The sequence below is a fragment of the Ruegeria sp. B1 genome (genome assembly GCF_056535885.1).
The window spans coordinates 3,413,538-3,434,646 of the sequence record NZ_JBQFJA010000001.1 but is presented as its reverse complement, the minus strand read 5'-3'; the positions used below and the strand labels follow the sequence as shown (position 1 = coordinate 3,434,646).

The following is a 21,109-nucleotide window of genomic DNA, read 5'->3' as shown; positions in this document are numbered from 1 at the left end:
ACGCCTCCACCCGCGAAAGGTTTGCACCATGAGCACCCGTCTCGCAAAACAAGGCCGGCTGATTGACCGGTCGAAAAAGGTTACCTTCTCCTTCAACGGCACCTCTATGCAGGGCTTCGAGGGCGACACGCTGGCCTCGGCCCTGTTGGCCAACGACCAGATGATGGTGGGCCGGTCCTTCAAGTACCACCGTCCGCGCGGTATGGTCGCCAGCGGTGCGGAAGAGCCGAACGCGCTGGTCGGTCTGGAGCAGGGCAACCGGTTCGAACCGAACCAGCGCGCCACCACGACCGAGCTGTTCAACGGCCTGACCTCGGTGTCGCAGAACCACTGGCCAAACCTGGAATTCGATATCGGTGCGGTCAACACCGCATTGGCGCGGTTCCTGCCTGCCGGGTTCTACTATAAGACGTTCATCCATCCGAAACCGTTCTGGAAACACGTCTACGAGCCGTTCATTCGCCAATCTGCCGGTCTGGGCAAAGCGCCCGACAAGGACAGCCGCGATGCGGATACCTATGAGCATTTCTACGCCTTCACCGATGTGCTGGTGATCGGCGGTGGTGTGGCAGGCCTGCAATCGGCCAAGGTGGCGGCGGCTTCCGGTGCCAAGGTCATGCTGATCGAGCAGACGGCACATTGGGGTGGTCGCGCCCCGGTTGATGGCGGCACGATCAATGGCGAGCCTGTGGATAAGTTCGTGGAACAATTGGTTTCCGAGTTTGCGGCAATGGACAATGTCACCATGCGCACCCGGTGCATGGGGGCCGGCGTCTACGACCATGGTTATGTTCTGGGCTATGAACGTCTGACCGATCATAAACCGGGCACCCAAGGCCCGCGTCATCGTCTGTGGCGCATCCGAGCCAAGCAGGTCGTCACCGCGACCGGCGCGATTGAGCGTCCCTTGTCCTTTGCCGGGAACGATGTACCGGGCGTCATGCTGGCTTCGGCCATGCGTGACTACGTTGTGAATTGGGGCGTGACCCCGGGCCAGCGCGTGATCGTGGTCACCAACAACGACGACGCTTACCGCACCGCGATTATCCTGAAGCAGGCGGGTGTTGACGTGTTGCGCGTGGTCGATGCCCGTGCAGCCGCTGGACCGCTGGCTGAAGAGGCCCGCCAGTTGGGCATCCGTGTCGACCCCGGCAAGGCGATTGCCAAGGTCAAAGGCGGCAAGCGTGTCAAGAAAGTTGCCATCTGCAATCAAGAAGGCGTCGGCGGTGCCCGTGAAGAGGTCGAGGCCGATGCGGTCGCCATGTCCGGAGGTTGGTCCCCGGTTGTGCACATGTGGTCGCATTGCGGCGGCAAGCTGATCTGGGATGAGGCAAATGCCCATTTCCGCCCCGATCCCTCACGTCCCCCACTGGGTGCGGACGGCGAAGGCTTTGTTCTGGCGGCAGGGAGCTCGAACGGGCCGCTTGCGCTGGGTGACGTTCTGACTGACGCGGATGCGGCCGGCAAAGCTGCCGCGAAAGCGGCCAGGCACAAACCCAAACGCACCAAGGCCCCTGAAGGTGAATCCACCGCCGAGGCGCCGATGGAACCCGTCTGGCTGATGCCTGCCAATGCGGAAATCCAACTGCGCGCCAAGTCATGGCTGGATTTCCAGAACGACGTGAAAGTTTCAGACGTTCAATTGGCCGCGCGTGAAGGGTACGAAAGCGTTGAGCATACCAAACGTTACACCACGTTGGGTATGGCAACCGATCAAGGTAAGTTGAGCAATATCAATGGCTTGGCCATCCTTGCCGATGCGCTGGAGTCCGAAATTCCGAAGGTTGGCACCACCACCTTCCGTCCGCCCTATACGCCGATCTCGCTGGCCTCGATTGGCGGCGAAGCGCGTGGTGAAATCTTCCAGCCGATCCGCCAGACGCCCATGCACAACTGGCATGACAAGAACGGCGCCGATTGGGAACCGGTTGGCCATTGGCGCCGGACATATGCCTATGTCCGTCCCGGTGAATCCGTACATGATGCGGTGAACCGCGAGGTGAAGAACACCCGTGAAAACCTCGGACTGCTGGACGCATCGACATTGGGCAAGCTGATCGTCAAAGGCCCGGATGCGGGCAAGTTCCTCGACATGATGTACACCAACATGATGTCCACGCTGAAGGTTGGCAAATGCCGCTATGGCCTGATGTGTTCCGAGAACGGCTTCCTGATCGACGACGGCGTTGTCGCGCGGATGGACGATGACACATGGCTGTGCCACACCACCACCGGCGGCGCGGAACGTATCCACGCCCACATGGAAGAATGGCTGCAAACCGAATGGTGGGACTGGAAGGTCTACGTCGCCAACGTAACCGAGCAATACGCTCAGGTCGCCGTGGTGGGCCCGAACGCGCGCAAGGTGCTTCAGAAGCTGGGGGGCATGGACGTCAGCAAAGAGGCGCTGCCCTTCATGGAATGGCGCGATGGCAAGATCGGCGACTTCGACTGCCGTGCTTATCGCATCTCGTTCTCGGGTGAGCTGTCTTATGAGATAGCCGTACCTGCCAGCCAGGGTCAGGCCTTCTGGGATGCGCTGATGGAGGCAGGTAAAGAGTTCGGCGTGATGGCCTACGGTACCGAGTGTTTGCACATCCTGCGGGCCGAGAAGGGCTTTATCATGATCGGGGATGAGACCGACGGCACCGTGATCCCGCAGGATCTTGGGCTGCATTGGGCTCTGTCCAAGAAGAAAGAGGATTATCTGGGTAAACGCGCCCATTCGCGCAGCCATATGGCCGACCCGGACCGCTGGAAACTGGTCGGGCTGGAGACTGTGGATGGTTCCGTCATCCCAGATGGCGCCTATGCAGTGGGAGAGGGCGTCAACGCCAACGGTCAGCGCAACATGATTGGGCGTGTCACCTCGACCTACTATTCGGCCAATCTGGGCAAAGGCATCGCCATGGGTCTGATCAAGCATGGGCCCGATCGGATGGGAGAGATTGTCGAATTCCCGGGAACGGATGGCAAAACCTACAAAGCCAAGATCGTAGATCCAATCTTCTATGACAAAGACGGGGAGAAGCAGAATGTCTGAACCCATCAGTGCCCTGAATCACGCAAGCTATGACGGCATCGCTAAGATCGAGGAATGCGGACTGCAGGGCATGATCACCCTGCGCGGCAACCAATCCGACAAGGTGTTGGCCAAGGCAGTCAAGGATGCAACCGGGCAAAACGTGCCCGGTCAGCATGAGGCATTGGTGAGTGGTGATACCGGCGTTTGCTGGATGTCCCCGGATGAATTGCTGGTGCTGGTCCCCTATGCCAAGGTTGAGGCCAAACTGGCCGCGATGAATAATGCACTTGGCGGAACCCACGCCTTGGCCGTAAACGTCTCGGACGCGCGTGCCGTATTCCGGGTCTCGGGTATCAATGCGCGCGACGTGCTGGGCAAACTGGCGCCGGTCGATCTGTCGCCCGAGACTTTCCAACCCGGCCAAATCCACCGCACACGTCTGGCGCAGGTAGCCGGTGCATTCTGGATGGACGATGCCGAGACGTTCCGCGTGGTCTGTTTCCGGTCTGTGGCGGTTTACGTTTTTAATCTGCTCAAGGGTGCTGCGCAGCCGGGCAGTGAGGTTGGGGTGTACTAAAAGCCGAATGGGAGAAAGCCCCGCTGTTACCAGGGCCTTTCTGTTAATTTTCTATAGAACAAGCCCCAACGCCATAGGGCTTGTTGGCGAAATTTCCTTGCAGGAACGCCATGCGCACCGTGACAGTATTGTCAGACGGCTTTAGATTCGCTTGATAGCGGACACGAACATTGCCGCCTGCGGACATAGATTCATCGATGTTCCAGATCAAACGGTAGCCGCGGTTTCCTCGATCCTTGAACCTAGCCTGCGTCCAATCCTGATAAGAACTTGCCGCCATTACCGCACTGGCCTTTGGGTCAATCCGGAAAACATACCCGGGCGCGATCCATCCATGGGCGTCTTGCTTTGTCATCTTGCAGTTGTAGGTTACGGTTTCAGCAAAGGAGCTTTGCGCGAAAAAAGCAGCCAAAATGGCAAGTACAATGCTTCTCATTTGTTCCATTTTTTCAAGTTTTGATGATGTGAGTACTGCAATCAAAACGGGAAATGGCAATAGGAAACACTCGAGTGAGACAATCTGTCCTTGGCCTAGCTTACTTGCACAACAAGACCGTTTGAAAGCGGGTGAGTGTGTCAAGTTCCAGCAAGCTTTGGATCCGGATATGCCGTTCCACGTCGTCCGCGATGGTCGGGTAAAACTCCAAGAGGTGGCGTAACGCTTCGGTGCGTTCCAACCTGTCCTCGTCCGCCGACATAGCTGCATGAACCGACACCTAGAGGGTTGCTGGAACCGCCGTGCCTTCCGCACACCGAGGCCGTGCGGGTCATACCAAAGTCATCCGGTCAAACCATACCACAGACCGAAAAGGTTGTGGATGCCTCTTGAATGCTGGTTCCGCCCGGATGGTGCATGCGATACGCTGCTGCCACTAACACTAACACCGTAGCATCGGAAGTCTGCTTGTACCGATCATATCCGTTCTAGGTCCACCGTTCAGGTGACGCTCAGTTCAGGTGTTCGGCCACGGCCTGGGTGACCTCCGCTCACAGCCGCCTTGGACAGACAAGCTTGGATGGTCGTTGGTGTTGCTCATTCGTCTGCACCGGCATCCGCAAGCGTCAGTTCATCGGTGGCGAGGCGCGCCAGTGCGTCCACATGCACGTCGAGTGCATCCACAACGTTGTAACCTGGGGTCTGGTTGTCAAAAGCGAGGTTCAGATCTGTTCCAGCCAAGACAATGGCCTCCGCCTCGAGTTCATCCACCATCCTACGACCCGCGCCCAGAAACAGCGTACGATCTTGATCCGAGCAATGTCCGGCAACCGCCATGTCCTGATACGCTTGTCCCAGACTCTCGATTTCATTCTCAAGCGCCACGGCCTTGGTTTTTTCAAGTTGGCCGTAAAGCTTTGTCTGCATCACGACGCGTGTTCCCAAAAGGCCGACCGTGCGCAAACCTTGCGATGCGAAATAGGCGTCAAGTGGCTTGACCGCCGAGACCAGAGGCAGAGCCGATAAGGAGACGGTTTCATCGTAACAAAAATGCCCGCCCAGCGAGGTGATTGCTGCGCACTCCGCACCCGCTGCCTGAAGGCGCTCGATCAGTGCGGCGTAAACCCGCGCTTGTGCGTCCCGCTCATCTGCCAGGTTATTGCGGATCAACTCGTGTACATCCGCGTGAACAATCGTTAGCTCCAACTGTTTGCCAAGATCAGCCACCGCCGCACTCAGACGTTGGTAGTAAACGACCGTTGCCGCCACTCCGATACCGCCGATCAATCCAATGTGCACGGCGGACCCCCGATCACCCCAAGCTCACACTCGCGGCGCTTTCTGGCAATTCCTCGTCGAAACAGCGCTGATAGAACTCGGCCACCGTCTGGCGTTCCAGTTCATCACACTTGTTCAGGAAGGACAGACGGAAGGCGTATCCCACATCGCGGAAGATCTCGGCATTCTGAGCCCAGTTGATCACGGTCCGCGGGCTCATCACTGTAGACAAGTCACCGTTCATAAAGGCCGTTCGGGTCAAGTCGGCCACTGTGACCATCTGGCTGACGGTCTTGCGGCCCTTTTCGGTGTTATACAACGGAGCCTTGGACAGTACGATCATTGTCTCGGCATCGTGGCTCAGATAGTTCAAGGTCGAAACCAGCGACCAACGGTCCATCTGCGCCTGGTTGATCTGCTGTGTCCCGTGATAAAGCCCGGTTGTGTCTCCCAAACCGACTGTGTTGGCGGTGGCGAAGAGCCGGAAATTCGGGTTGGGCGTGATGATCTCGTTCTGATCCAGCAGGGTCAGCTTGCCGTCATGCTCCAGCACGCGTTGGATCACGAACATCACATCCGCGCGGCCCGCATCGTATTCGTCGAACACGATCGCAACCGGGTTGCGCAGGGCCCAGGGCAGGATGCCCTCGTGGAACTCCGTCACCTGCTTGCCGTCGCGCAGCTTGATGGCGTCTTTGCCGATCAGGTCGATCCGGCTGATATGGCTGTCAAGATTCACGCGGACGGCAGGCCAGTTCAGACGCGCTGCAACCTGTTCGATATGGGTCGATTTCCCGGTGCCGTGGTAGCCCTGGATCATCACCCGGCGGTTATGGGCAAAACCCGCGAGAATCGCCAGCGTGGTCTCGGGATCAAACTTGTAGGTCGGGTCTATTACCGGGACGCGATCAGCGCGCTCGGCAAAGCCTTTGACGGCCATGTCGCTGTCAATGCCAAACACTTCCCGGACCGAAATCTCTTCGGTTGGTTTCGCATTGATATCGATCGATCCGTCAGCCATGCGCCTTGTCCTTATCCTTTGCCCCGTTAACCGGGTTTGAACCCGTGTGTGGTGCAACATATTGCGGGCAAGGGCAAGGGAAAGCCGCGCCGGTCAAGGGCTGAAGGGATGTTTCTTTGAAACTGGCCTTATGACGCCGGGCGCACGGTTTGAACGACCGCGTGGACTAAGCCGGCTTTTTAGGCGGGGGTTGTCCGTCGTCATCATGTTTGTCTGGCTTCGGAGGCCCGCCGTTCCCCGGGGCCGCAGCGCCGTTGGCTTCGGCCGGCCCGTTGCTTTCTTCGCTCGTGATACGGTCGATGCCCGAGTCAATAAGATGTTCGATCAACTTGAACCCTCGCTCGGTGAACAGCCCGGCCAGCATTCCAGCCAACGCGCCGGAATAGGGGTTTTCAGGCGTTATGATACCGAAGTCGAGAATGAAGAGGAACTTGCCACCCTTGATGACAAGCAGCGCGATCATACCGGCAACCAAACCCAGAAACATGCGCGCGACAATATCCGGGTAGCGGAAATAGAATGCGGCAAACACGGATCCGATAGCACCGGAGAAAACGACACAGATCGAATACAACAAACCACTGGGCATGGTCAGGATCGGCGACAGCCAGCAGGACACGGGCAGGCGTGTCCAGACCGGAAGAACCGTTGTCAAGGAGGCATCCGCCTTGCACGTTGTCGCCTGGGTAAAAGACACGGGCGTGCCCGGATTGGCCGCAGAGACCAGCGGGGTCGAGGTATTGGTACCCGCGCCGTTTGTCGTTTGCACCAGGCCCTGTCCCGGACAGGCGAGAAAATCAAACTGGTTGGCCTCAAGAACGGTTGCGATGATTGCCTGCCTTTCTCTTTCCTTTTCCCGAATGCGTTCTTGTATGCTGTTGATTTCGGCCTTTCGCTCCGCCGCATAGACCTGCAACTCACCGCGTCGCACATTAAGGTCTCGTTGAGCCTCTTCAACATGGCCCAGCATATCCAAGAGCTGCTGGGTTGTGACCTCAAGGGACAAATCCACTCCGCCCCCGCTCTGTATCTGAAGAAAAGCCAGGACGCGCTGATCCAGGTTGTTGGTGATAACGCCCGATCTGTGGTCGCGTGGAATGGCACCCAACTCGCTGGACAGCGTTGCCAGAGTTCGCCGGACTTCAGTTGCCGTGGGTCCGGGCAACGGGACTGCGCTCACTTGGCTCTTGTTCAGGTTAATCGTGTCGTTGGTATTCGTAGAGGTCGACCTGTTCAGGTTTTTTGCCGCATCGTCAACCAGTTGCAGAGTAACGTCGAGGAAATCCACTTCGGGCTTCTGGGCGTCGACCTCGTCCGATTTCTGCTTCTTTAAGTCGTCAAACTCTCTAAGTTCATTCTCGATCTGGTCTCTGCGCGTCGATGTCGAGTTTTGTCGTGACTGAATCGCTGAAGCGGCAAACGATGCCTGCACCAGCACGTGAACAGTTTTCTGGTAGCATTGCGCGCCTTTGATCGAAAGCTCGGCAAGCAGGCTGACATTTTCATTCAGCTTGTCTTCCAGGTCCACAAGGCTGGTAAAATTGCTGGTTACACTTGTAAAACTTGACGTATTCGCACCTGCGGCAAGAGTGCCCGGATTTGCTTCAACGATCCGCTCGCGGACGGCCGACATCTCGAAACGCAAGTATTCCATCGCCTGCGACCGCGCTGACAATTCGAAGATGGAAAAAACGACGACCGGCAGCAGGAAAAAAGCGCAGACCAGCCCGCAGAAGTAGAAACTGGGCGTGAACTTTCGTGAAAGACGCCTAGTCCGGGCGGTTGCTTCAACCGCTGCGGATGCCGATTTCGATGTGGCTGAGTCTGATGAACGCGAACTCATTGAGTATAACAAAGTTGAAAATAATAAGTCTGTGTAGCAAGAAATCGCGGATTTTGCAAACGTCTGTAACGACAAGGCCTTAAAACCGCAGCGAAATTCGGCCCTGTGGGCTGAACCAGAACCGGTGTCTGCCCGCAGATTTGGCGGTTGAATAGCACGTCGACGCGCGGGGCGGATTATCCCAGAATGGCGTCGCGCACACGGATCAGGCTGCGTTCATCCACGAAACGCGGCGTGGATTGCATGTATTCCTGAAACGCTCGGCCATAACCCTGCAACAGCCAGCGTTCCTCGTTCAGGACAAACAGAAAGTAGATCATGAACAGGAAGGCCGCCAGCACTAGCGTTAGGAAGGACCCGCTGGCAATACCCAGTCCCACGGTGGCCAGAACCGAAGTCACATATTGCGGGTTGCGCGAATAGGCATACATGCCGCCGGTCACCAACCCCTCGTTTTCGCAGTAGGTGTTGTCGAGCCCCAGAAAGCGGTAGCCCCATAACGTGACACCGAAAGACAGAACCATTATCGGCACACCGATGGCATAGCGTACCCAGTGCCCCCAACCGTTCACCCAAACCTCACTCAGGGCAAACACGACGGTTGCGCCGCAAAACATCCGGAACAAACCAAAGGCAACGTGATGCTGCCAACCGCTGGCGCTGGGCCACAGTCCAAGCTTTGGCTGGCATAAACTCAAGGCGAGATTGACGCACAGCATAAAGGCCGAGCTGAGAGCAGTAACCAATGCAATCGTATGAACTAAGGAGAAGAACTGTTCCATATCGTGGTCCGTTGGATCGTGTCACGTTTCGGTCTGATATGGGCGCTTTTTTGGCCCATGTAACTCGCTGTAACGGGTGTTTGTAACAGGTTGAGGACAGCTGGCCTCTTGTCCTGCGGCACCGGCCAAACAGCCGCCGCATTTTGGACTTTTCTCGTTTTATGTTAATTTTAGGGTGCATTTTGAGGGTTTATTATGTCTGTATATTTGGAAATCGGCATCGCAATTGTATTTGTTTTTTTGATTTTAAGCCTGCTTGTAACGGCTGTTACCGAGCTGATTGCATCTGTTTTTCGATTGCGCGCCAGAGTGCTGAGGGCCGCGATCTCCGAGATCGTTTCTGACCCGGAGTACCGAAAACACTTTTATGGTCAGAGGCTGCTAATTGGCTGGAACGCAAAGCAAAAAGATAACTCAACGTCCAAAGAGCCTAACGCGACAGAACATCCGTCTTACATCTCGGGTTCGATGTTTTCCCGTGCGCTTCTTCTGACCGTCCTCGAGGCTGATGGCGAGGGAAAGTCACTGAGTGAAACGAGCTTTGGTGATCTGCGTCTCGTCATATCCAAAATCAGGCTGGCGCCGCTCAGGACTCTCCTTTCCGGATTGATGGACGACTCGATCAAGAGCGCCAGAGAGCTTGAAGCCGCCGTTGAGAGCTGGTTTGACGGGTCAATGGACCGGTTGTCGGGCCGGTTTAAACGGTACCAGCAATGGGTTTCGTTTGTTGTGGGCTTTGCGCTGGCCGTGTCGTTCAACCTCGACGTTGTCAGGTTGTCGTCGGATTTGTATCAAGACGACGTCTTGCGGGCGCGATTGGTGGCCGAGGCCGATGCCCGTGTCCGCGCGCAACAGGGTATAGATGACGACGCGACAACATCCACGCCACAGGAGAATTTAAACAATATATCAGAGCTTTATGCGGATTTAGAGGGCTTCGGTATCGGGTGGCAGGACGATGGTCCACCTTTTCACTACCACATTCCAGGATGGCTTCTCGCTGCGTTCGCCTCCATTCTGGGTGCGCCGTTCTGGTTCGATGTGCTAAGCCGGTTTGTCAAGATCCGTGGCACCGGGGCGAGGCCAAAGGATGCGGCCGACGCCGACAAGGCGCAAACCGGGGAAAGCTGACCCAATGTGCCTGAGGTCTGGTGCCCTGTAACCTGGGTTCGGCAGACCGCTGAGTGCCTGTGTGGTTCCGTCTGGGTTCGCCGCCGTTTACTCAGGTCTTTTCCGGCTCGGTTTCTTCGGGCTTCGCGTCTTTCAGCGTCAAGGGCGGGTCTTTCGCGTCTTCGGCGATTGGCTCCGGGGCGGCCACAATGTCCGGACCCGGAACAGGTTGCGCAAGCGGCACACCTTCGGGCGTTTCGGTCGGGCCAGGGGTAGGGACCACGATTTCTCCCGCTTCGAGCGCACGTCGAAATATCAGCACATTCCGCCAGTTTGTGGCCGACCCGGTCAGGCCAGACCGTTCTTCGCTGGGCAATAGCTCGGCGCGCTGATATTCCCAACCATCCGCGCCCATGTCATTCAGCAAGTGTTCAATCGACGTCGCAAACCGCCCCTCCGGTGTTTTGACCCCCTTGGCTTTGGTGCCTTTTTGCGGGGCGGGGACAACCTTGTATTCGTAGCGCTGCATCAAATGTTCCTAAATGCCTGTCCCGGCCAACTTATCATTTTGGGCCTCGGACGAAAGAAAAGTCGCCTTGCCATCGGAATTCAGCCCTAAGTGTTGCTTTTGCTCTGCGCTGCCTTGGTCGCGACCGCCAGACACAACTCCGTGGCCTGCGCCATATCCTGAACCGAGATCCATTCCAAAGGTCCGTGAATGCACTGCATGCCGGTAAAGAGGTTCGGGCAGGGCGTTCCGAACTCGGTCAGACGCGACCCGTCCGTACCACCCCGGATCGGAACGGACAGCGGTTCAATCCCCAGGTCCCGACACGCATCGCGCGCCAGATCGACGGGCGTCATGTCCTGTTCCAACCAATAGCGCATGTTGCGGTATTGGTGACTGATGTCGCAGGTGATGGTCGCGCGTGGTTCCGAGGCCTGTACCGCGTCGCAAACCTTGCGCACCAGATCGCGCTGCGCCTCAAGACCCTCCATCTCATAATCGCGCAGGATCAGCTTGATTTCCATCACGGATGAGCCGCCATTCATGTCGGTCACGTGGATGAACCCCTCGCGCCCATCGGTGACCTCGGGCGTCATCGTCGCCTGCGGCAGGGTCTGAACGATCTTGGCCGCCAGATGCGCGGCGTTCACCATCTTGTCTTTGGCCAGTCCCGGGTGGATCGACACACCTTCGATCCGGATAACAGCGCGATCGGCCGAAAAGCTCTCGTATTCAATCTCGCCCAGTTCCTGCCCATCCAGCGTATAGGCGAAATCGGCCCCCAGATCCTTGGGCAGCTGTTCGGTGACACCGCGCCCGATCTCTTCATCTGGCGTAAAGGCAATGCGGATGGGCCCGTGCGGGATGTCTTTGTTCTCCAGCAGGTGCCGCGCCATGGTCATCAGGATCGACACACCCGCCTTGTCGTCTCCGCCCAACAGCGTGGTGCCCGATGCAGTAATCAGGTCATGCCCGATTTTCTGTGCCAGATACGGGTGCTCTTCCGGAGACAAAACAAGTTCTGGGTCATCCGGAAAGGTGATGTCGCCGCCGTTGTATCCCTTGATCACCCGTGGCCTGACACCCGCGGCGTTGAATTGCGGTGCGGTGTCCACATGCGCCAGAAAGCCGACGGTCGGTCCGGGTGCTGTGCCCGGGATGGTCGCAACCACGACGCTGTCACCTGTCAGCCCGACATCCTGCGCGCCGATCTCGGTCAGTTCTTGCTGCAACAGGTTCAGCATGTCGAACTGGACCTCGGTGCTGGGCGTGGTCGCCGAGGTTTCGTCGCTCTGACTGTCAATCGCGGCATACCGGACCAATCGGTCCTCAAGTTCCTGATCAAACCTGTTCTGCATGAAATGGCACCTCTCTATTGGCGCAAGAAAGGGGGCAATCCTGAGTGAAGTCAACCCGATGGCCCATCCCGCAAATGGTGAGCAAAAGGCCGCGGCGCACGACGTACAAATCAGGCGCGCCACGTCGCCTGATCTGTACAAAACATAGGATTTATGCGCCCAGCTTCTTGCTGACCAGTTCGTTAACCGCTTTGGGATTAGCCTTGCCGCCGGTCGCCTTCATGACCTGCCCGACGAACCAGCCCGCCAGTTTCGGGTTCACCTTGGCTTTCTCGACTTGTGCCGGATTGGCGGCGATGATCTCGTCCAGAGCGGTTTCGATCGCTCCGGTATCCGTCACCTGTTTCATCCCGCGCTCTTCGACGATCTGCGCCGGGTCACCGCCTTCGGTATAGACGATCTCGAACAGGTCTTTGGCAATCTTGCCCGAGATGGCGTCAGAGGAAATCAGGTCGATGATCCCACCCAGTTGTGCCGGGGAGACTGGCGACTCTGTGATGTCATGATCTTCTTTTTTCAGACGGCCAAACAGCTCGTTGATAACCCAGTTTGCGGCCAGCTTGCCATTGCGGCCCTTGGCAACGTCTTCGAAATAGGCTGCCGATTCCACCTCGGCTGTCAGTACCGACGCGTCGTAATCGGTCAGGCCGAATGCGCTGATAAAGCGCGCTTTTTTATCGTCCGGCAGCTCAGGCAACTTGGCGGCAATATCGTCCACCCATGCTTGTTCGATCTCCAACGGCAGCAGGTCGGGGTCTGGGAAATAGCGGTAATCATGCGCTTCTTCCTTGGACCGCATCGAGCGTGTCTCGCCCTTGTCCGGATCGTAGAGGCGGGTTTCCTGATCGACGGTGCCACCGCCTTCGACGATGGCGATCTGACGGCGGGCCTCGACCTCAATCGCTTGCTGGATAAAGCGCATCGAGTTCATGTTCTTGATCTCGCAGCGCGTGCCGAGATGCGAGAAGTCCTGTGTCTCCTGATACTTCTCATACGCGCCCGGCAAGCAGATCGAGACGTTCACGTCCGCGCGTAGGTTGCCGTTCTGCATGTTGCCATCACAGGTGCCCAGATAGCGCAGGATCTGACGTAGCTTGACGATATAGGCGGCGGCCTCTTCCGGCCCACGAATATCAGGGCGGCTGACGATCTCCATCAGGCAGACACCGGTCCGGTTCAGGTCGACGAAGGACATATGCGGGTCCATGTCGTGAATGGACTTGCCTGCGTCCTGCTCCATGTGAATACGTTCGATCCGCACCATGCGCGCGGTACCGTCACCCATCTCGACCAGAACTTCACCCTCGCCCACAATAGGCTGATAAAGCTGGGAAATCTGGTATCCCTGCGGCAGGTCGGGGTAGAAATAGTTCTTACGGTCAAACGCCGATTTCAGATTGATATCTGCCTTCAGGCCCAACCCGGTGCGCACAGCCTGCTCAACGCAATATTCGTTGATCACCGGCAGCATTCCGGGCATTGCCGCATCCACAAATGCTACGTTCGAGTTTGGTTCGGCCCCGAATTCGGTCGATGCGCCAGAGAACAGCTTGGCATTGGACGAGACCTGAGCGTGCACCTCCATCCCGATCACCAGTTCCCAATCGTGCTTGGCCCCGGCAATCGTTTTGGGTTTGGGCATTTCGTATGTCAGGTCGAGCATGGCGCGCCTCATATCCGCAGAAGTCTAAGCCTGCGTATTAGGCCTGGCACGCCAAAGGGGCAAGGGGGTAAGGCAGTGAAACGCGCAAATCCCGCGTCGTTCAATCGGTGGTGAACTGTAGACCCGTCGGCGTGAAAGTGACGTCCTTGCCGCTGCCCAGTTCTTCGCGGAACAGGTCTGCAATTGCGCGCATCGCATGCCGTTGTCCCCGTGCGGCGAACCGTTCGGGCGAATTGATGCGGACGCTGTTGTTGAATCCGTTCGCCGCATGGGCCCATATCAACGGATGCAATTCAGTCAGATGATCCCGGATCAGCCAGTTTGCTGCCTCGCGGATCTGGCTGCGGACAAGGTCTGCTTTTTCGTTTAATCCCGGGCCGTTCTGCAGAGTGATCGCACAATAGGCCGACAGCATGTTAATCATCTGCTGGTCCGGTCGCCGCCGCGCGATGTCGCGAAGACCTTCGAGGAAGTACTCGACATCCACCCGCGCGCACGCCTCCTCATCCAAAGCGATGGCGTCGAACTGTACCCAGGTATAGCCGCCAGCGCCCCAGACGGTTTGCGTTCGCGCTGCGTTGCGCAGGGCCTGAACCTCTAGCTCTTCGTAACTGCCGAACCAGCGCGGCAACAGATGGCTACCCATGGCGCGCATATGGCGATGGTTCTGGGGATCGAGAGTGATGAGACGTTCGTATTCGTCCGACACCCGTGCAGTGGCCTTGCGTTGACCGGCCAACAGCGCGCAACTGGCCGCAGCAATCAGGGGGCTGTTCGGTGCGGTCTTGCGGCAATCGGGCAAAATCGCCGCTGCCCTGTCAAAATGCGCTGCGCAACGCGACCGGTGCAAAGGCGGCAGTGTGGCGTCCATCGCGGTCCCGCGCCAGGCCCAGGCGAGATCGATATGTGCCAAGGCAACAATCGCAGCGATCATCGGATCGTCGGCATGCTCGGACATTTCGCTTTCCAACTCGGCAATACCGCCCAACAGGTCATAATCCGAGATTGCTTTGCCATCAGACAGCGCATGTTCCGCCGCCAGAACCACGTCGGACCGTGCGCCAAACGCCAACAAATCCGCAATTGGCATTCCGTCCGGCGCGGTGGTCCGCGCGTCATCGGCGGCACGCATTTCGTCCGCGAGTTCGGCCCAGCGATCCTGCCGGGCCAGATGGCGACCATGCTCGATGGATGCGCGACCAACCAGATCCTCGGACCCCAACTGGGCGACAGGAATATTCAACTGACCCTGGTCCGGCAAAGCTTCTGCCAAAGCGGTCTCTGTCGCGCACGATTCGGGCGCGTTTGCCGTCGGAAAAGCTGAGAAATGGGCGTTAAGCGCCCTGAACAACCGAAACATGGTGGAACTCGAAACTGTAAAACTCGTAACTGAAGCCAAACTCTGGCCGCTATTCGCGGTTATTTCAAGTTAATTGCTGGTAATCTTGGAAATAGCTTGATCAATCCGATCCGTGGGCGCGGATCGTTTCAGAAAACGGTAAAATGATGCCGTTTGACGCGGTATCCGGCCTCTTGCAACACCTGTTCGAACTGCCGATGTGGCGGACAGGCTTCATCCGGCAGCCTTACCCGCTTGCCGGACCGCAAAACCAGCGAGATTCGCACGGAAAAGTCCCAGCGTGTGTCAAACCGAAAAAAGTCTATGTCGCTGAGAGTGATATCGCCCTGACGCTTGCCTGAAAACCAGCGCAATTGCTGCTGATCGAGACTCAGGCCTGCGCTGCTGTCCTGAACCACATCCAAGACGGCTGGCACAGTGGCCAGAGACAGCACACCGACCAGCCACCATACGGCATCGAACACAATCACCAGCGTAAGCAGGGCGGCATAGACACCAATCAGAATGCCGATGGTGCGCGCGTTCCGGTTCCGCCGGACAAACGTAAACGGCGTCATGCGCCAAGGATACGCGACACCATCTCGGTCGTGTCGCGCGACAGGTCCTGGGTGTCCGCTATGCGGGTCAGCTGAGCACGCATCAGGGCCTGCCGGTCCGCATCATACCGCTTCCAGGTCTGAAAGGCCGAGCACATGCGCGCCGTGGTCTGCGGATTGACTGGATCAAGCCGGATCAGCCAGTCGGCAAGTAGTTGATATCCTGCGCCGCCAGGTTGGTGAAATCCTGCGTGGTTCATGGCCAGAGCGCCCATGACAGCACGGAACCGGTTCGGGTTTTTCCAGTTAAAGGCAGCGTGTTCCGTCAGGGCGCGCGCTGTTTCCGGCGTCACCTGCGGCGCGGCCATTGCCACCTGCAGGCCGAACCACTTGTCCATGACAAGTCGGTCGTGCTGCCATTGATCATGGAACGCAGCCAGTTCGGCGGTGCCTTTCTGAGCGCGCAGCAAGCAGGACAGGGCCGCCAATTGCAAGGTCATGTTGTCCGCTGTTGCATAGACCTCCGCGGCCATCGCGCCCCCGTCCAACCGAGTGGTCAGGGCCAGCGCCGCGCTGCCGAGCGCGCGTTGGCCCGATTGTTCTGCGTCCGGACTATACGGGGCGTCAACCAGCGCCTCACTGTGCAAGCGTGGAAGTATGTCCTGCATATGCTGTGCCGTTGCCTGGCGTAGTGTTTCCACAGCGGTCCAAATTGTCATCGGGTCGGGCGTATGACCGCGATCATGCACCATGGCAGCCAGTTCCGATTGTGTGGGCAAGCCCAGCATCAAGGCGCGATAGGCGGGGTCCAGTGCGCTGTCGCGCAGAACCGCAAGCAGCCCGTCCAGATAGTCTGCGTCCGGTGTCGCCTCGTTCAGGATCATCTGCAGCAGAGTATCCTGTGCCAGCGATCGTCCGGCTTGCCACCGATTGAACGGGTCCGTGTCATGGGCCAGCAGGAAGGCGCGTTCGGCATTGCTATGGTCATGTTCCAAAATCACGGGGGCCGAGAAATCGCGTAGAATGGACGGGATGGGTTTCGCAGCCAGTCCTGTGAAAAAGAAGGATTGTTCCGCCTCTTTCAGTTCGAGCATTTCGGTCGCTCGCACCTCGTCCCCGTTCGGCCCAAGCAGGCCCACGGCCACCGGGATCACCTGTGGCAGCTTTTCCGTCTGTCCCGGCTTGGGTTCGGTGTGCTGTTTCAGGGTCAGGGTGTAAGTGCCTTCGTTCCAATCGTCGGACACCGAGACGCGCGGTGTCCCGGACTGGCTGTACCAGCGCTTGAATTGGTCGAGATCACGACCTGTCGTATCTTCGAACACTTGCAGCCAGTCTTCGATCGTGCAGGCCTGCCCGTCATGGCGGTCGAAGTACAGATCCAGCGCTTTGGCATAAGCTTCGTCACCGACCAGCCTTTTCAGCATACCGATCACCTCGGCGCCTTTTTCGTAAACTGTCGACGTATAGAAATTATTGATTTCCTGAAAACTCTCGGGCCGGACCGGGTGGGACAGCGGCCCGTTGTCTTCGGGAAACTGGCGCGCGCGCAGGTCAATAGCGTCGTGGATGCGCTTTACCGGAGCCGAGCGCATATCGGAGGTGAACTGCGCATCTCGGAATACGGTCAAACCCTCTTTCAGGCACAGCTGGAACCAGTCCCGGCAGGTGATGCGGTTGCCGGTCCAGTTGTGAAAATACTCATGCGCGATGATTGCCTCGATCCGTTCGAAATTCAGGTCGGTCGAGGTTTCCGGGCTTGCCAATACGGCGGAGGAGTTGAAGATGTTCAACCCCTTGTTCTCCATCGCGCCCATGTTGAAATCGTCGACGGCCACGATGTTAAAGACGTCCAGATCGTATTCACGACCATAGACATCCTCGTCCCACTTCATTGACTTCTTTAGGGCTTCCATACCGAAGTCGCATTTGCCCTCGTCTCCGGGACGCACCCATAGATTCAGGTCCACGTCGCGTCCCGATCGGGTGGTGAACGTGTCTGAGTGCGCAATCAGGTCACCCGCAACCAGCGCAAACAGATAGGCCGGTTTCGGCCAGGGATCAGTCCATTCAGCCCAGCCTGCGCCTTGACCGGATGGGTTGCCGTTGGACAGCAGCACAGGCAGATCCCCATTGATGCGCACGGTGAAGGTAGACATGACATCGGGACGGTCCGGGAAATAGGTGATCTTGCGAAACCCTTCGGCCTCGCATTGGGTGCAGTACATGCCGTTTGACATGTACAGCCCCTCCAGTGCGGTGTTATTGCCCGGGTCGATCTCGACTTCGGCTTCCCACACAAACGGCCCGTCAGGTACCTCGGCTGTCAGACCCTTGTCCGTTATCTCCGGCGCGGCGTTGCGGCCGTCAATGGCGGCCCGGATCAGCGTCAGATCTTCGCCGTGCAAAAAGAATGTCGGGTCGGTCGCGTCCGGGTTCGGGCGAAAGGCGATCCGGGAAGTGACCCGCGTGGCGTGTTCTGCCAGATCGAACGTCAAATGCACGCTGTCCACAAGATAGCCAAAGGGTGTGTAGTCTTTCAGGTAGATCGTGGTGGGGGCGGCGTCACGCATCGGGCTCTCGCATCAGTTCAATTCTGGCAGGACGTTATGAGCATCGCAGGTTGGCTGCAAGCATGGCCGGGGAGAACCCTGTGTTCGGCGCGGAGACCGTGAAGTCGCTGAAAACGCATGCCCGGCTCGCAAAGTCGATTGCAGAAGTTGCCTATCGGAAACTTTCATCCTAATTGGTGGGTGCATACAATCGCACACAAAGCGGGAGAATCGGAGAATGAGCGGCAGAGAAAACCGGAACGGGCTGAAAATTGCTTGGGAACTGGTGGATTTCATCGAAAACCGGGCGCTGCCGGGGACGGGCGTCGCGCCGGAAACGTTCTGGACCGGCCTCGCGCGCATGACGGACGAGTTGGGACCCAAAAACCGGGATTTTCTGGCCAAACGGGCCGACATCCAAAGTCGTATTGACGGGTGGCATTTGTCCCGCACCGGGCAACCGCACGACCCCGACGCATATGAGACATTCCTGCGCGACATCGGGTATCTGGTCGAAGACGGCCCTGAGTTCCAGATCGAAACCGCAAATGTCGATCCCGAGATTGCTGTGACACCCGGCCCGCAACTGGTGGTTCCGATTACCAATGCCCGCTTTGCTCTGAACGCTGCGAATGCACGTTGGGGCAGTCTCTATGATGCGTTGTATGGAACCGATGCGATGGGGGATTTGCCCGTTGGCGGCGGATATGACAGCGCGCGGGGAGACCGGGTGATCGCATGGGCCAAGGCGTTTCTGGATGACGCCGTTCCATTGGCCACAGGGTCATGGTCCGAAGTGACTGGGTTGTCCGTTCAAGAGGGCACATTGGTGCCTGCGCTCGCGAACCCTGACGCGTTTGTGGGGTTTGGCGGAACATCGGCAGCACCGGATTTCGTGCTGCTCAAAAACAACGGATTGCACATCCAGATCATGATCGACGCAACCAGCACAATTGGCGCGTCTGATGCGGCGGGTATCTCAGATGTCAGATTGGAGTCGGCCCTGTCGACCATCATGGACTGTGAGGATTCGGTTGCCTGCGTGGATGCGGCCGACAAGGTGGTGGCTTACGGCAACTGGCTGGGTCTGATGAAAGGTGACCTGACCGAAGAGGTGACGAAGGCTGGCAAGACATTCACGCGCAAGCTGTCGGAGGATGTCACATTTACCGATGCGACAGGCGAACAGGCGGCGTTGAAAGGTCGTTCGCTGATGCTGATCCGCAATGTCGGGCACCTGATGACAAACCCCGCAGTGCTGGATTCAGAAGGTCGTGAAATCGGCGAAGGATTGATGGATGCGCTGTGCACCACACTGATCGCTATACACGATTTAAAGCGCGACGGTGGCAACTCTGTCGAAGGGTCGGTCTATGTGGTCAAACCCAAGATGCACGGGCCAGAGGAAGTCAGCTTCTCCGTGGAAGTCTTCGATATGGTCGAGGATATTCTGGGACTGCCGCGCAACACTGTGAAACTGGGCATCATGGATGAAGAGCGCCGCACGTCGGCCAACCTCAAAGAATGCATCCGTGCCGCAAAATCGCGCGTGGCCTTTATCAACACGGGGTTCCTCGACCGGACAGGGGATGAAATCCACACCTCGATGGAAGCGGGCCCTATGCTGCCCAAAGGCGATATCAAGAGCACGCCCTGGATCGCGTCTTATGAGGATCGAAATGTCGATATCGGTCTGGCTTGCGGTCTGGAGGGCAAGGCTCAGATCGGCAAGGGCATGTGGGCGATGCCGGACCGGATGGGCGACATGCTTGAGGCCAAGATCGGTCATCCGATGTCAGGCGCAACCTGTGCCTGGGTGCCGTCGCCAACAGCGGCGACGCTGCACGCGACCCACTATCACAAGGTTGATGTGCTGGCGCGACAGGACGAGATCGCCGCCGGTGGCGCGCGGGGTACTCTGGGTGATCTGCTGACCATCCCGCTGTTGGGCGGTCGCAACCTGAGTGATGACGAAATCACTCGCGAAATCGAAAACAATGCGCAAGGCATTCTGGGCTATGTCGTGCGTTGGGTTGATCAGGGTGTCGGATGCTCGAAAGTGCCGGACATCAACGATATTGGCCTGATGGAGGATCGCGCCACTTGCCGGATTTCGTCGCAGGCGCTCGCGAACTGGTTGCATCATGGTGTGGTCGATGAGGCGCAGGTCATGGCGGCCATGCAAAAAATGGCCGCCGTCGTGGATCGCCAGAATGAAGACGACGCGACGTATACCCCTATGACCCCGGGGTTTGACGGAATCGCGTTTCAGGCCGCGTGCGATCTGGTGTTCAAGGGTCGGGTCCAGCCCTCGGGTTACACCGAACCCGTCCTGCACGCCCGAAGGTTGGAGTACAAAGCCAGCCGTGCGTGAACACCGAACTGGCAGTCTGACGGTCCGCCTGCCATACCCAACATCCATACTGTTTAGAGGAAAACCTGATGTCCATTTCGCTACGCAAGGCGCGCACCATTATTCGAAAGACTTTGGACAAGGGACATGAGATGGAGCTGAAGCCCCTCTCTGTGGTCGTCTTGGATGCAGGCGGTCACGTCATTGCGTTTGAACGCGAAGATGGGGCAGCGCCGGGTCGGTTTGCGATTGCCCAGGGCAAGGCCTATGGCTCGGTCATGTTGGGCATGGCGGGATCCGCTCAAATGCAAAGGGCCGAAAATCAGGCGTATTTCATGGCCGCCGTGAACGGTGTTTATGGCGGTCAGGTCATCCCGGTTCCGGGCGGCGTCTTGCTGCGGGATCGCAAGGGGGCCGTGATTGGCGCGGTTGGTGTCACTGGCGACACATCTGACAACGATGCCGCCGCTGCACTTGCAGGCATCGAAGCCGCCGGGCTGGTTGGCGAAATCTAATCGCAGCTTTGGTATTGGTCGATAAGATGCGTGTTCCAACACCGCTCGAAAAACGAACAAATGTGGCGTCTTTTCGGGTTTTTTGCCTTTATCGGTTTGTGCGCCTCTGAACACGTCCTTGCGCTGTCATGCAGGGCGTGTTCTGTTGCACGTTCTTAGGGCTCCGGATAGCTTCTTTGTCAACGAGAGTGAACC

General features: G+C 57.9%; 17 protein-coding genes. 5 read left to right on the top strand and 12 right to left on the bottom strand.

Features of this window, described 5'->3' with window-relative positions; genetic code table 11:
• Positions 1-28: 28 nt before the first annotated feature.
• Together ACR3ES_RS16865 and ACR3ES_RS16860 are read left to right on the top strand one after the other, a co-directional pair.
• The gene (locus tag ACR3ES_RS16865; protein WP_480423943.1) at positions 29-3,043 is read left to right on the top strand and encodes a sarcosine oxidase subunit alpha family protein; all 3,015 of its coding nucleotides are present in this window, start codon (positions 29-31) and stop codon (positions 3,041-3,043) included.
• Complete coding sequence (locus tag ACR3ES_RS16860; RefSeq protein WP_170433313.1) at positions 3,036-3,602, top strand: sarcosine oxidase subunit gamma family protein; 567 nt, start codon at positions 3,036-3,038, stop codon at positions 3,600-3,602. Before ACR3ES_RS16865 ends, ACR3ES_RS16860 begins: the two co-directional genes overlap by 8 nt.
• Positions 3,603-3,645: 43 nt before the next feature.
• On the opposite strand, the gene ACR3ES_RS16855 is transcribed toward ACR3ES_RS16860, so the two are convergent.
• The 6 genes from ACR3ES_RS16855 to ACR3ES_RS16830 form a co-directional block, all read right to left on the bottom strand.
• Entirely contained in the window at positions 3,646-4,038 is a 393-nt protein-coding gene (locus tag ACR3ES_RS16855; RefSeq protein ID WP_480634736.1) for a hypothetical protein, read from the bottom strand.
• 100 nt (positions 4,039-4,138) lie between these two features.
• Complete coding sequence (locus ACR3ES_RS16850; RefSeq protein WP_480493314.1) at positions 4,139-4,300, bottom strand: hypothetical protein; 162 nt, start codon at positions 4,298-4,300, stop codon at positions 4,139-4,141.
• 335 nt (positions 4,301-4,635) lie between these two features.
• A complete protein-coding gene (locus ACR3ES_RS16845) occupies positions 4,636-5,337 on the bottom strand; it encodes an aspartate/glutamate racemase family protein (protein ID WP_170433319.1) in 702 nt (233 codons plus the stop codon).
• A 13-nt stretch (positions 5,338-5,350) separates the two neighbouring features.
• Positions 5,351-6,337, bottom strand: coding sequence for a cobaltochelatase subunit CobS (gene cobS / locus ACR3ES_RS16840; RefSeq protein ID WP_170433321.1), 987 nt, complete (start codon positions 6,335-6,337; stop codon positions 5,351-5,353).
• A 166-nt stretch (positions 6,338-6,503) separates the two neighbouring features.
• A complete protein-coding gene (locus ACR3ES_RS16835; RefSeq protein WP_480423941.1) occupies positions 6,504-8,180 on the bottom strand; it encodes a hypothetical protein in 1,677 nt (558 codons plus the stop codon).
• Between the two features lie 176 nt (positions 8,181-8,356).
• On the bottom strand, positions 8,357-8,962 hold the full coding sequence (locus ACR3ES_RS16830; protein ID WP_170433325.1) for a PEMT/PEM2 family methyltransferase: 606 nt from the start codon (positions 8,960-8,962) through the stop codon (positions 8,357-8,359).
• A gap of 195 nt (positions 8,963-9,157) precedes the next feature.
• On the opposite strand from ACR3ES_RS16830, the gene ACR3ES_RS16825 reads away from it, so the two are divergent.
• The gene (locus ACR3ES_RS16825; RefSeq protein WP_170433327.1) at positions 9,158-10,093 is read left to right on the top strand and encodes a hypothetical protein; all 936 of its coding nucleotides are present in this window, start codon (positions 9,158-9,160) and stop codon (positions 10,091-10,093) included.
• A 91-nt stretch (positions 10,094-10,184) separates the two neighbouring features.
• Here ACR3ES_RS16825 and ACR3ES_RS16820 read toward each other — a convergent pair whose 3' ends face one another.
• From ACR3ES_RS16820 to pepN, 6 genes are all read right to left on the bottom strand, one after another.
• On the bottom strand, positions 10,185-10,601 hold the full coding sequence (locus tag ACR3ES_RS16820; protein ID WP_170433329.1) for a DUF4177 domain-containing protein: 417 nt from the start codon (positions 10,599-10,601) through the stop codon (positions 10,185-10,187).
• Between the two features lie 86 nt (positions 10,602-10,687).
• Positions 10,688-11,938, bottom strand: coding sequence for a peptidase T (pepT, locus tag ACR3ES_RS16815; protein ID WP_170433331.1), 1,251 nt, complete (start codon positions 11,936-11,938; stop codon positions 10,688-10,690).
• A gap of 151 nt (positions 11,939-12,089) precedes the next feature.
• Entirely contained in the window at positions 12,090-13,601 is a 1,512-nt protein-coding gene (gatB, locus tag ACR3ES_RS16810) for an Asp-tRNA(Asn)/Glu-tRNA(Gln) amidotransferase subunit GatB (RefSeq protein WP_170433332.1), read from the bottom strand.
• A 100-nt stretch (positions 13,602-13,701) separates the two neighbouring features.
• A complete protein-coding gene (locus ACR3ES_RS16805; protein ID WP_480581885.1) occupies positions 13,702-14,844 on the bottom strand; it encodes a hypothetical protein in 1,143 nt (380 codons plus the stop codon).
• A gap of 245 nt (positions 14,845-15,089) precedes the next feature.
• Positions 15,090-15,518 carry a hypothetical protein gene (locus ACR3ES_RS16800; RefSeq protein ID WP_170433334.1) on the bottom strand — a complete coding sequence of 143 codons (429 nt, stop codon included), beginning with the start codon at positions 15,516-15,518 and terminating at the stop codon, positions 15,090-15,092.
• Positions 15,515-18,067 carry an aminopeptidase N gene (gene pepN, locus ACR3ES_RS16795; RefSeq protein ID WP_170433336.1) on the bottom strand — a complete coding sequence of 851 codons (2,553 nt, stop codon included), beginning with the start codon at positions 18,065-18,067 and terminating at the stop codon, positions 15,515-15,517. The genes ACR3ES_RS16800 and pepN overlap by 4 nt, the downstream gene beginning before the upstream one ends.
• Positions 18,068-18,284: 217 nt before the next feature.
• On the opposite strand from pepN, the gene ACR3ES_RS16790 reads away from it, so the two are divergent.
• Positions 18,285-20,420: a malate synthase G gene (locus ACR3ES_RS16790; protein ID WP_170433339.1), complete on the top strand. Its 2,136-nt coding sequence runs from the start codon at positions 18,285-18,287 to the stop codon at positions 20,418-20,420.
• A gap of 68 nt (positions 20,421-20,488) precedes the next feature.
• Positions 20,489-20,914, top strand: coding sequence for a heme-binding protein (locus ACR3ES_RS16785; protein WP_170433341.1), 426 nt, complete (start codon positions 20,489-20,491; stop codon positions 20,912-20,914).
• Positions 20,915-21,109 lie beyond the last annotated feature (195 nt).